Here is a 12,044-nt window from a genome sequence, read left to right on the forward strand (position 1 = left end):
GGTGCGATGGAGCGGCCAGGGGATAGCGGTCGACGACGGGGCTTTGCCCGGTCTGCAGCGCATCGGGTTCGTGCGCAGTGTCCGCACCCCGCAATTCGAGGGCATCACGTTCCATGAGGTGCTGTGCAAGTCGGCGCTGAACAAGATTCCAGCCGCTTCGATGCTGCCGTTCACCTACACCGTCAACGGCTACCGCGGCTGCGCGCACGCCTGCCGGTACTGCTTCGCCCGCCCCACTCACGAGTACCTGGAACTCGATCCGGGCGCGGACTTCGACAGCCAGATCGTGGTCAAGACCAACATCGTCGACGTCCTGCGCCGGGAACTGGGCCGCCCGTCGTGGCGCCGGGAGACCGTCGCACTCGGGACCAACACCGACCCGTACCAGCGGGCCGAGGGTCGCTATGCGTTGATGCCGGGGATCATCACGGCGCTGGCCGATGCGGGCACCCCGATGTCGATCCTGACCAAAGGCACGTTGTTGCGTCGCGATCTGGATCTGATTGCCGATGCTGCACAACAGGTTTCGGTATCGGTGGCGATCTCGCTGGCCGTAGGCGACCCCGACCTGCACCGTGATGTCGAACCCGGCACCCCGTCCCCGCAGGCGCGGCTTGGCCTGATCGCCGCCGTGCGTGACGCCGGGCTGGACTGCCATGTGATGGTCGCGCCGGTGCTGCCGTACCTGACCGATTCGGCAGAGCATCTCGACAGCCTGCTCGGCCAGATCGCCGCGGCCGGCGCGACCGGTGTGACGGTGTTCGGTCTGCACCTGCGCAGCTCGACGCGCGGCGTGTTCATGAGCTGGCTGGCCCGCTCACATCCCGAACTCGTTGCGCCCTATCGGCAGTTGTACCGGCGCGGCGCCTACCTGCCCGCCGACTACCGGGACACGTTGCGGCAGCGGGCCGCACCGCTGGTGGCCAAGCACAAGCTGGCCGGCGACCGCCGATTGTTCACCCCACCTGCGCCACCGAAGCCCGTCGCGCAGCCGGAGCCGCAGCCGACGCTGTTCTAAGTGCCTCGGATGTACGGTGATTCAGTGACACAGCGGGTAGTGGAAGCCAGTTGCGGACCGTTACTCGTCGACGACGACGGCGTCCTGATCAATGCGCGCGGCATCGTCTATGCCACCGCTGAGCGATTTACCGCACCCATCCTCGCCTCGCCGCACACCGACGTATACGACGCCACGCAGCGAGGCCCGGCGTGTCCGCAGCTGCCGTCCCGCTTGAATTTCGTGACCGGTCCCGTCATCGACCAACTTCCGCGTAGCGAAGCGTGTCAGGTACTCAGCATCACGGCACCGAGCAACGCCGAGAACCTTCCGGTGATGGTGTGGTTCCACGGCGGGGCCTACATGTCGGGGAGCGGGGAGGCGCCCAAGTACGATCCGGACCTCCTGGTCGCAGAGGGTCGCGTCGTGGTTGTCCGGGTCACCTACCGGCTCGGCATCTTCGGCTACCTCAACCCGGGTGCAGACGGAGACGAAAACCTGGGACTGCGCGACCAAATCGTCGCGCTGCGTTGGGTTAAGCAGCACATCGCCACCTTCGGTGGGGACCCTTCGCGGGTCACGATTTTCGGCCAGTCAGCGGGCGGCGACTCGGTTTTCTCGCTGATGCTGTCTGCGGAATCTGCGGGCGTCTTCCACCGGGCCATCATCCAAAGCGCCCCACTCGGCCTGCTCGAGGGCCGAGAGCCGATGACCGCGGCGATGCGGCTGGCGGTAGCCGATGCGCTCGGCGGCGTCGCACCGGCGGACGCGAGCGTGGAACAGCTGCTCGACGCTCAAACCGCCGCTGTGACAGCCGCGCAGCGCTTCGGGCTTACCGGCGGGTTGCCGTACGCACCCATCGCCGGCCTGGATCCACTGCCCGATAGCCACCGTCGTATCGGCGACACAGCGCCACACGTCGAGATACTCGTGGGGTTCACCGCAAACGATGCCGGTCCGTTCCTCGCGATGAATCCGCACACCCGAAGACTTCAACGGATCGGCTTGGCCCGCGCCGCCGGCGCCGTCATGACACGGCGCATCTTCGGCCACCCGGCGCGCAGACTGGCCACGACGTGGACCGCGCACGGCGGCAACGCCGCGACCTGCCGCGTCGACTGGTCACCGGCCGGCGCACCACTGGGCGCCTGCCACTGCATCGAACTGCCGCTGTTGTTCGAGTCCGAATGCTGGGCCGACGCGCCGATGCTCGGCTCGACACCCAACGCCATCGACCGTGCACTGGCGCGTCGCGTGCGCGGCTACTGGTCCGCGTTCGCCCGCGACGGTGTCGCGGGTCTCGGCGCGTCGCACCTGCGAGTGTGAACGGGCCTAGGTGCGGCCGCGTTTGACCTGATTGAACGGCACGCCTTTGTCGGCGGCGAATTCGCGGGGGAAGCCCAGAATCCGTTCGCCGATCACATTGCGGGCCATCTCACTGCTGCCGCCGCCCAGGGAGCCGGTCTGTCGGGACAGGTACCGCACGCCGATGCTGTCCAGCAAGCCTGACAGCTCTTCGCCTTCGTCGATCACGCCGGCGGTCCCGGCGATCGCCAGCGCGGTGTCGACTTCCAATTCGGTTGTCTCAGCCTGGAATAGGCGAATCAAGGTGCCGGCGTTGGGCGGCAGGGAACCGTTGCCGATGGCACTGCCCACATGGTCGATCAGTTGATTCTTGACGATCCGGCGGACCAACGCCCGACCGGCGAGCGCCTGCACAGCGGGGTCGTCGCCCTGGCCGGTGACCTCGGCGTAGGCCACGTGATCCGGTGGCATCTCCTCGGCGTTGTCCGAGTCGGTGCCGCTGGCGAACTCCGACCCGCCGCCGACCGCGCGGCGCTCGTGGTGCAGCTGCCTCGACGCGACTTCCCAACCGTTGTTGACCTCGCCGACGACGGCGTCGTCACCCAGTTCGAGGCCGTCGAAAAACTCCTCGCAGAATTCCTCGTTGCCGTTGACCTCTTTGATGCGGCGCATGGTGATGCCGGGGGAGTTCAAGGGCACCAGGAACATCGTCAGGCCCTGGTGTTTGGGCACGGTCCAGTCGGTGCGGGCCAGCATCAGGCCATAGTCGGCGGCGAACGCGCTGGTGCTCCAGGTCTTGGCGCCGTTGATGATCCACTTGTCGCCGACCCGGTCGGCGCGCGTGATGACGCCGGCGAGATCGGAGCCGCCGCTGGGTTCGCTCAGCAGCTGGCACAGGATCTCGTCACCCCGGATGGCGGCCGAGATGCGCTCACGCTTCTGGGCCTCGGTGCCCATGTCCAGAATCGTTGCCGCGCAGATGGTCAACGATGGCACGTTGAGGATCAGTGGCATTTCGTAGCCGCGGCACTCGGCGGTGAATGCCTTCTGATAGGCCAGTGGTAGGCCCTGTCCGCCGTACTCGCGGGGAAAGCACAGGCCGGCGAAACCGCCCTCGTACAAGCGCTTCTGCAGCTCCTTGGCACGGTCCCAGGAGGACTGTTCGGCGCGCAGGGCGACCGGAAGGTTGTCGGGATCGACCCGCGGCATGTTGTCCGCGAGCCACGCACGGCCCCGGGCGGCGAATTCATCGATCGATTCGGTGGCCGTGGTGGTCGCAACGTCGGTCATGCCGAAGCCTCCTGTCCAACGGTCTTGGCGCTCAACGCGTAGACGGCGCGGTGGTGGTCGTCGGGTGAGCCGTAGAGCGCGCGGTAGAGCACGGTTCGGCGCAGGAACAAGTGCAGATCGTGCTCCCAGGTGACACCGATCCCGCCGTGCAGCTGCACGCAATCCTGCAACATCACCGGGGCGCGTTCGGCCACATAGGCTTTGGCGACACTGACCAGCACGGGGGCGTCATCCGAGCGTGCCGATACAGCAGCGACCGCAGCCGCGGTGGTCGCTCGGCACGCCTCGAACCACATCTTCATATCGGCGAGCCGATGCTTGAGTGCCTGATAGGACGCCAGCGGTCTGCCGAAACTGTGGCGATCGAACATCCATTGGGTCGTCATCGCCAGCACGGTGTCGAGGATCCCGACGATCTCCGCGCACTGGAGCACCAGGGCGACCTGCCGCTGCCGCTCGATGATCGCCGGCGTTGACGCGGCATCGCCGACGACGGCGGACTCGTCCACCTCGGTGCCGTTGAATTCCACCCGGGCATAACGCTTTACCATGTCGACCGAGCGTTGCCCGGTGACCGTGGCGCGGTCGGCGGGGACCAGAAATTGGCGAGGACTGCCGTCCAGGTCGGCCACGACCAGAAAGACGCCGGCTTCGCTGCCCGCCTCGACACGATCCTTCACACCGTCGATGCGGTAGCCCGAGTCGGTGCGCGTCGCGGTCACCCCCGGCTGCAGCGGAGACAGCGGGCGGCGCGGTTCGTAGACCGCCCAGGATGCGATCAGCTCGCCGGACACCAACGCTTCGATGGTGTCGCCATGTCCGTCCGGCGCCTCCACCAGACCCGCCAGCACGGTGCTGACCGGATGCAGCGGACCCGGTGCCACGCTGTGTCCGATCTGTTCGGCCACCAGGGCCAGATCGGCCACGCCGTCACCCGAAACACTCCCGCCGCCAAGCTCTTCCGGAACCAGCAGGCTGGCCCAGCCGAGCTCGGCGGCCCGCTGCCACCACGCGCTGTCGAAGGACGAGTCCGCGGCGTGCAACTCGCGGACCCGGCTCAGCGACCCTTCTTTTTCCAGGAACGCCTGCGTCGTCGACGCGAACAGCAGTTGTTCGGGGGAGGACACGTCCGTCATGCGATGACGAGCGCGGGCACGTCGGGCTTGTGCACCGATTCGTTGGGGACCTTGAACAGGTCGACCAAGTTGCCGCCCATCACCTTTCGCTGCTCTTGTTCGGTGAGGCCCTGGGCAACCAGATCGTCCACGAGGTTGATCGGGTCGGCCAAGCCTTCCGGATGCGGCCAGTCCGAGCCGAAGATGATGCGGTCGACACCGCACAGCTCCGACATCTTCTTGAAGTCGTCCTCCCAGAACGGCGCCACGTAGACGGCCCGCTTGAACGCCTCGATCGGGTCCTCGGGGAACTCCTGCGGCATCTTCGAATACACGTCTTTGAACTGGTAGAACAGGTAGGGCACCCAGGACGCGCCGTTCTCGATCGACAGGATGCGCAGATCCGGGTTGCGGGTCAGCGCGCCGTGGCAGACAAGCGCTGCCATGGTGTCCTCGATGGGGCGCTTGCCCATCGACACCATCCGGAACGCCGTCGGCTTGAACGGCAGGAACTCGTCGGCGGGCTCCCAGTCGTTGAGGTAGGCGGCGTAACCGCTGTCGGAGGCGTGCATGCAGACCGGGATGCCGGCCTTGACGCAGGCATCCCAGAACGGATCGAACTCGGGCAGCCCGAGCGAGCGGGTGCCGCGGTAGCCGGGTACTGGCGCCGGCCGGACCAGAACGGTCTTCGCCCCACGCTCGAGGCACCACTCGAGTTCCTCGAGGGCCCGATCGACGACGGCCAGATCGATGACCGGGGTGGAGAAGATCCGGCCTTCGTAGTTGAACTGCCAGGTCTCATACATCCACTGGTTCAGCGCGTGGATGATGTCCAGGATCAGATCCGGATCGTCCTTGAGCCGCTCCTCGACCAGGCTGGCCAGCGTCGGGAACATGATCGTGTAGTCCAGGCCCAGCCCGTCGAGCACCTCGAGGCGCGCCTCGGGGTTGCGGAAGGCGGGGATGGCCTTCATCGGCTTGCCCATGATCTCGCGGAAGCTCTTGCCGCCACTGCCGTGCTTGAAGTACTCCTCCTGGGCGCCGGGGCGGGCGACGACCTCGAAGGTCGGGTTGGGGATGTAGTCGCTGATCGTGTTGCGGACGACGATCTTGGTGCGGCCGTGGACATCGATGTAGTCGATGACGCCCTTGCGGTTGTCCGGCAGGAATTGCGTCAGCGCTTCCTTCGGCTCGTAAAAGTGATTGTCGGCGTCGAATACGGGATAGGGAAGCTCGCGCGAGGGCATGTTCGCCTCCAGAGAGTCTGATTGGTCGATAACGGTAATGACGTTACCACGATGGTAGCTGGGTAAACAGCTCGGCCGAAAAAGGCTGTTTGAACAGGGCGAACAGGTCAGGGAAGCAGGCCGCGCACGCAGAAGTCGTAGATGTGCGCGCCATCGATGGGCACACCGTTGAGTTCGGCGCCGAGGCTGCGCAGCCGCATCGCGCCCAGCACCGCCTGCATGATGAGCGCGGCGGTGGTCTCAACTGCCAGATCGGACCGGAACGTCCCCTCGGAGATCCCGCGCTCGAGGATTTCGCCGATCAGCTGATGCAGCGGGGAGAGCACCCGGGAGTACTCCGTGGGCAGCGACTCCGCGAGATGGTCGTTGTAGTAGGTCAGGCCGCGGTTGATGCTGTCCTGCTTGGTGGACTCGGCCGGCGTGCAGATCCGGTCGATCAACACCCGCATCGCCTCGGCGGCCGGCAGGTCGTCGGTCTCGTTACGCCAGTGCTTGGTCGACTCGGCCATGATCGTGTCGATCAAGGCCAACAGCAGCTCGTCCTTGGTGGAAAAGTGCTGGTAGAACGACCGTAGCGAGGTCTTCGAGCGCTCGACGACCTCGAGGACGGTGAAGTCGGTGCGGCCCGTCTCGGCCAGAATCGACAACGCCGAGCGCATGAATCGGCTCTCCCGCGAGTCGGGATCGGCGCGCACCGCCGCGGGCGTTCGTTCGTTGGCCTTGGCCATCGGGTCAGCTTATCGGTCGGGTTACAGTGACGAGAATGACGTTACCGTCTTGGAACACGACAAGGTGAGGGAACACATGACGGACTCTGCCGCCAACCACTGGACAGTGGCGCGCCTGCTCGATCTCTTCGACGTCGAAGCCGAGAGCCAGGACCGCTACATCGCCCCCACCGGTATCGCCGACGCCGACGAGCGGCAGGTCGTCGAGGGCACCCAGGTTCTCGCCCAGGTGATCGTCGCCGCCGCAAAGCGCTTCGAGGGCAAGTCGATTCGCTCGGTGCACAGTGTGTTCGCACGCGCAGTCCTGGTGGGTCCGCCGGTCATTCTCGACATCGACGTCGTCTCCGAGGGGCGCTCGACGGCCTCGGCGATCATCACCGCCTCGCAGAACGACAAGCGCTGCATGACGTTCACCGTGCTGGCCGATGTGCCCACCCCGGACGTGATCCGCCACCACCTGCCGCGCCCCGAGGTGGCCGGGCCCAACGAGGCCAATGTCTGCGAAATGCCCATGGGCGGAAGGCAAGTCAAGCTCGTCGACGTCATCGACATCAACAGCCCCGACGAGGTCGGACCCCCGGAGGTCTACGCCTGGCTGCACTACGACCCCATCCCGTCGCGTGACGATCTGGCCAAGGCGTTGATCGCCTACTTCACCGGGCATCTCGGTATTTCGACGACCATGCGCGCACACGAAGGCATCGGCACCGCGCAGTCACACTTCACCGTGTCGACCGCGCCGATGACCGTCACGGTGAGCTTCCACGAGCCGGTCAGCTGGGCTGGCTGGCTGCTCTACACCCACGAGAGCACCCAGGTTGGTGCCGGCATGTCCTACATCCGCGGCGCGGTGCACACCGAAGAGGGTGAGTTGATCGCGTCGTTCACCCAGGATGCGTTGATCCGGCCGCTGCGGACCTCCGACAACGCCATCGCCGCCGAAGCCCGGATCTAGGGCCGCGGTGAGTCTGGTCGCCGGACGCGGCCCGCTCGGCCCGGATCGGGCCGGCTGGTTCTCCGCGCCGGTGGCCGACCCGATCGTGTACGTCGAACCGCACCCGCGCCGGGTGCAGGCGATTCGCGACGGGCAGACCGTCATCGACACCGAGCGCGCGCTGCTGGTGCACCGCGCCGGTGCGGCACTGAGCTACGTGTTCCCGGTCGGCGAAACAGCCGGTCTGCCAACCGAACCCGAGCCGGAGGCGCCCGGGTATGTACGGGTGCCGTGGGATGCTGTCGATACCTGGCTGGAGGAGGGGCGCCCCCTCGTGCACTATCCGCCCAACCCGTACCACCGGGTGGACTGCCGGCCCACCGGCCGGCGGCTCCGGGTCACGGTTGCCGGTGAGGTTCTGGTGGACACCGACGACACCGTGATCGTGTTCGAAACCGCCCTGGCGCCACGGCTTTATGTTGCCCCGGAGCATGTGCGCACCGACCTGCTGAGGCAGACGGCGACCTCGAGCTACTGCAATTACAAGGGGTATGCGACCTATTGGGCCGCCGGCGGTGTGGACGACGTCGCCTGGAGTTACGGCGACCCACTACCGGAAACCTCGACGATCCAGGGGTATTTCAGCTTTGACGCGGACCGGGCCGAGGTCACCGCGCAGCTGCCCGAAGCCGGTTAGCCGATCCGGGCGGCCGCGTCGCGAAGAAGCCGCCCGGCATCCGCGGCGATGGGTTCTCCATGTCCGAAACAGGCTGTTCGGCAGTCGATTTCAGCGAGTGCGCGGAACGATTCTGCGGTGCGTTCCCGGTCCCGGTTGAACACCCCGAGTGTCACCTCGCCCACGTTGGCCACGGTGTCGCCGGTGAACAGGATGCCGTGCGCGGGGAGGTGGACTGCGATGCTGCCGTCGGTGTGGCCGGGCGCGGCGATGATGTGCGCACCGCCGACGATGTCGAGGACCTCCGAGCCCTGCAGTTCGATCGCCACCGGTACGGCCGGCGCTGCCGGCGGAAGACCGGCCGCCACACTCTGATGGATCGGCACTTCCCAGTCTTCGAAGTTCGGTGCGGGCGCGACCAGCCCGCCCCGGATGACCTCGGCATCGCCGGCTCCGGCGGCGATGGGCGCACCGGTGCGCTCGTGCACCGCGGCGGCTGACCCGCAGTGGTCGACGTGGCCGTGGGTGAGAATCACCAAATCTAATGTGCCACAGGCGGAAAGAAGTTCAGCACTGCCGTCGGGTGCGCCGGTGTCGATCAGCAATCGCTCGGTGCCGTCGTCGACGAGGTAGGACTGCCAGCCGCCGATGCGGAACATCGTCAGCACCGGTGTCACCTGGATGCGGTCCATGTGTCGAACGGTAAGCGGTGATCCGGCTCGTACGGAAGCGGATCAGCTGCAGGCGAACAGCTAGCCCAGATCGCGCGCCGCGAAGGTGTCGCACTGTTTGGGATCGCCGGTCTGGTAGCCGGTGGTGAACCACTTCTGCCGTTCGGCAGACGAACCGTGGGTCCACGCCTCGGGGTTCACCCGCCCGGTGGCCTGCTTCTGGATCCGGTCGTCACCCACTGATGCTGCCGCCGACAGTGCGTCGGCAATGTCCTTATCCGTCAAGGGTTGTAGATAGGTGACATCGGTCCCCGGCTGTTTGGTGATCGCGGCGTAGTGCGCCCACACCCCGGCATAGCAGTCGGCCTGCAGCTCGGTGCGGACACTGCCGCCGGTTGCGCCCTGCGCACCCTGTTGGGCGCGGCCGAGCACGCCGAGCAGATCCTGCACATGGTGGCCGTACTCGTGGGCGACGACGTACTCCTGTGCCAATGGTCCACCGCTGGAACCGAATTGATCGGTGAGAACCTGGAAGAAGTCGGTGTCGAAATACGCGGTCTTGTCGACCGGGCAGTAGAACGGCCCGACATCACTGGTCGCGGGGCCGCACCCGGTCTGCACCTGATTCTTGAACAGCATCATCTTGGGCCGGGTGTATCCCTTGAGCAGGTCGCTCCACACGCCGTCGACGGAGTTGCCGGTGGCCACCACGCGGCATTCGACGTACTGGTTGGCGTCGGCGCCGGTCTTGCACTTGCTCAGGTCGTACCCCGACTGCTCGGCACCCGGCGGCAGGGCCTGCTGCGGAACGGTCACCTTGCCGGGGTCGATGCCGAGGAACACCGCCAGCAGCACTACCACGAGGCCGCCGAGGCCACCGCCGATCGCTATGCCTCGGCCGCCGCCACCGGTCGAGGTGGTGCTGGTGTCGATCTGCATTCCCTCGTTGAAGGTCATCAGCACTCCTCGAGATCGGGACTCACACTGCGGTTACCCAAGTCGTTCACCTTGCCACACTACGATTCAGTCGTGACCGTCGTCGCGGATCCGTCGACCGTGGTTTACACCTCGCTTGGTGCGCTGCGGGGTACCACCGAAAGCGGCGTGCGGGTGTGGCGCGGCATTCCCTACGCCGAACAACCCATCGGGGAGCGCCGGTTTCACGCGCCGGTTCCCCTGCAGCCGTGGGCCGGGGTGCGCGATGCCGTCGAGCACGGACCCGTGCCGCCGCAGGGCCGCTCGTTCGTCGGCGGCGGACGCGACGACCCGAAGATCCGCGACGAGGCCTGCTTGACGCTGACCGTCTGGGCGCCGGACACGACGACCCCGCTGCCGGTGATGGTGTGGATTCCCGGCGGCGCCTTCGTCTACGGCGCGGGGCAGTTGCAGCTCTACAACGGTTCGCGGCTGGCCGCCAACGGAGACGTCGTGGTGGTCAACGTGACCTATCGGCTCGGCGTGTTCGGCGGTTTCGAACTCGGGGATCTGGGCGCTGGCTTCGCCGACAACCTGTGCCTGCGGGATCAGATCGCGGCGTTGCGCTGGGTGCAGGACAACATCGCCGCATTCGGTGGTGACCCGCGCCGCGTCACCATCTTCGGCGAATCCGCCGGGGCGACATCGGTGCTGGCGCTGCTCGCCAGCCCGGCCGGTGAGGGTCTGTTCGCCCGCGCGATCGCCCAGAGTCCGGCGCTGCCGCTGATCGCCGACCGGGCCGCGCGGGCGAAGCGCGCTCATGAGTTCGTCGAGCTCGTCGGTGCCGACCCGGCCGCGTTCCCGGTGTTGCCGCAGCGGGTGCTGCGCCGCGCCGCGGGGGAGATGCAGCGCCGCAGCGCCGAGGCCACCCCGACACTGGCCTACGGCCTCACCTATGGCGTCGACCTGTTGCCGAAACATCCGATCGAGGCCGCCCGCGTCGGCGAGGTCAATCCGGTCCCGCTGATCGTCGGCACCAACAGCCATGAGGCGTCGATGTTCGCCTGGTCCAAGCCGCCGATGCTGCCGACCACCGCCGAGGGGATCGACGCCTACTTCGAGCGGGTCGCCCCGCAGGCGCGGGACCGGGTGCTGGCGGGCTATCCCGACTATCCACGCCGTCGGGCCCAGGTGGCGGTGGGTTCCGATGTGATGTTCGGGGCGCCCACCTGGGCCTTTGCCGATGCCTACAGCCCGCACGCGATGACCCACGTCTACCGCTTCGACCACACCACGTGGACGCTGCGGATGCTCGGCCTCGGCGCCACCCACGGCAGCGAAATCGTGCACATCCAACACAGCTACGGCTCGTACCTGGGCCGCAAGATCCATCCGCTCGGCCGGCGCGTGCAGCCCGCGGTGGGCCGTCGGATGCAACGCACCTGGCTGAACTTCGCCACCCACGGCGCGCTGGAGGACTGGCCCCGCTATGACACCGCGACGCGGTCCACCCGCGTGATCCGCTCGAGCCGCGACGTCTCTGTCGACGATCCCGACGCGCTGCGCCGCGAGGCGTGGCAGGGGCTCTACTAGTTGTAGTGCTTGTCGGTGTAGCGACGCAGGTTGGCCAGAAACCACTTGAACGAGAGGTTCATCAGCGGGCCGCCGAGGATCAGCCCGAACCGGGCCGGCCCGTTGGCCTGTTGCGCCAGCGTCCAGGTCAGCCGGCAGCCGCCCGGCGTTTCGGTCACCGTGTACTCCTCGGCGAACGCGGCCACCACCTTGTTCGAGCAGGTGTTGAACCGAAAAGCCATGTAGCGGAACGGCTCCCACGCCAAGAATTCTTCGTCACCGACCAGTCCGCCGAGCATGTCGACGGTCCGGGTGGTGCCGACGCCGTACGGCTTGGGGCTGGTCCAGGTGACTTTGGTGATGACCTTCGCCCACTGCGGCCAGGAGTCGGCGTCGGCGAGGACGTCGAACAGCTGCTCGGGCGTGATCGCGAGGTCGACGCTGTTGGAGAAGCGGAACGGTGCGTCCTTGATCCAGTCCAGGTCGACGCGTTCACAGGGATACATCGTGGTCATCGGGGCTACCTCCGTGGGAGACCATACATCGAGGTGACGGATGTTCGGTCGGGTAGACCTCATAGACTGATCCCTCGAT

The 12,044-nt window shown here is 66.8% G+C and carries 12 protein-coding genes; 5 read left to right on the plus strand and 7 right to left on the minus strand.

Translation table 11 applies throughout. The features are described 5' to 3' along the window. The first annotated feature begins 1 nt into the window (after position 1). Both K0O64_RS12600 and K0O64_RS12605 read left to right on the plus strand, forming a co-directional pair. Positions 2 to 1,018, plus strand: a complete 1,017-nt coding sequence (locus K0O64_RS12600; RefSeq protein WP_071945427.1) for an Rv2578c family radical SAM protein — start codon at positions 2 to 4, stop codon at positions 1,016 to 1,018. A 24-nt stretch (positions 1,019 to 1,042) separates the two neighbouring features. After that, entirely contained in the window at positions 1,043 to 2,323 is a 1,281-nt protein-coding gene (locus tag K0O64_RS12605) for a carboxylesterase family protein (protein WP_225933704.1), read from the plus strand. Between the two features lie 6 nt (positions 2,324 to 2,329). On the opposite strand, the gene K0O64_RS12610 is transcribed toward K0O64_RS12605, so the two are convergent. From K0O64_RS12610 to K0O64_RS12625, 4 genes are all read right to left on the minus strand, one after another. Next, positions 2,330 to 3,592 (minus strand): acyl-CoA dehydrogenase family protein, encoded by a 1,263-nt coding sequence (locus tag K0O64_RS12610; RefSeq protein WP_096311288.1) that lies wholly within the window; start codon positions 3,590 to 3,592, stop codon positions 2,330 to 2,332. Then, entirely contained in the window at positions 3,589 to 4,728 is a 1,140-nt protein-coding gene (locus K0O64_RS12615) for an acyl-CoA dehydrogenase family protein (protein WP_096311289.1), read from the minus strand. Before K0O64_RS12615 ends, K0O64_RS12610 begins: the two co-directional genes overlap by 4 nt. Next, entirely contained in the window at positions 4,725 to 5,954 is a 1,230-nt protein-coding gene (locus tag K0O64_RS12620; protein ID WP_096311290.1) for an amidohydrolase family protein, read from the minus strand. Before K0O64_RS12620 ends, K0O64_RS12615 begins: the two co-directional genes overlap by 4 nt. A 107-nt stretch (positions 5,955 to 6,061) precedes the next feature. After that, positions 6,062 to 6,682 carry a TetR/AcrR family transcriptional regulator gene (locus tag K0O64_RS12625; protein WP_071945420.1) on the minus strand — a complete coding sequence of 207 codons (621 nt, stop codon included), beginning with the start codon at positions 6,680 to 6,682 and terminating at the stop codon, positions 6,062 to 6,064. A gap of 76 nt (positions 6,683 to 6,758) precedes the next feature. On the opposite strand from K0O64_RS12625, the gene K0O64_RS12630 reads away from it, so the two are divergent. Both K0O64_RS12630 and K0O64_RS12635 read left to right on the plus strand, forming a co-directional pair. Further along, positions 6,759 to 7,637: an acyl-CoA thioesterase gene (locus tag K0O64_RS12630; protein WP_071945418.1), complete on the plus strand. Its 879-nt coding sequence runs from the start codon at positions 6,759 to 6,761 to the stop codon at positions 7,635 to 7,637. Between the two features lie 7 nt (positions 7,638 to 7,644). Continuing rightward, positions 7,645 to 8,313, plus strand: coding sequence for a DUF427 domain-containing protein (locus K0O64_RS12635; RefSeq protein WP_071945416.1), 669 nt, complete (start codon positions 7,645 to 7,647; stop codon positions 8,311 to 8,313). Here K0O64_RS12635 and K0O64_RS12640 read toward each other — a convergent pair. After that, complete coding sequence (locus K0O64_RS12640) at positions 8,310 to 8,984, minus strand: MBL fold metallo-hydrolase (RefSeq protein ID WP_071945414.1); 675 nt, start codon at positions 8,982 to 8,984, stop codon at positions 8,310 to 8,312. The two genes, K0O64_RS12635 and K0O64_RS12640, sit on opposite strands and share 4 nt — an antisense overlap. 60 nt (positions 8,985 to 9,044) lie before the next feature. Further along, positions 9,045 to 9,920 (minus strand): KPN_02809 family neutral zinc metallopeptidase, encoded by an 876-nt coding sequence (ypfJ, locus tag K0O64_RS12645; protein ID WP_071949895.1) that lies wholly within the window; start codon positions 9,918 to 9,920, stop codon positions 9,045 to 9,047. Positions 9,921 to 9,992: 72 nt separating this feature from the next. Between ypfJ and K0O64_RS12650 the strand changes: the two genes are divergently transcribed. Continuing rightward, on the plus strand, positions 9,993 to 11,471 hold the full coding sequence (locus K0O64_RS12650; protein ID WP_071945413.1) for a carboxylesterase/lipase family protein: 1,479 nt from the start codon (positions 9,993 to 9,995) through the stop codon (positions 11,469 to 11,471). Here K0O64_RS12650 and K0O64_RS12655 read toward each other — a convergent pair. Beyond that, a complete protein-coding gene (locus K0O64_RS12655; protein WP_071949894.1) occupies positions 11,468 to 11,956 on the minus strand; it encodes an SRPBCC family protein in 489 nt (162 codons plus the stop codon). The two genes, K0O64_RS12650 and K0O64_RS12655, sit on opposite strands and share 4 nt — an antisense overlap. Positions 11,957 to 12,044 lie beyond the last annotated feature (88 nt).

It is taken from the genome of Mycolicibacterium pallens (genome assembly GCF_019456675.1).
Taxonomy (GTDB): domain Bacteria; phylum Actinomycetota; class Actinomycetes; order Mycobacteriales; family Mycobacteriaceae; genus Mycobacterium; species Mycobacterium crocinum.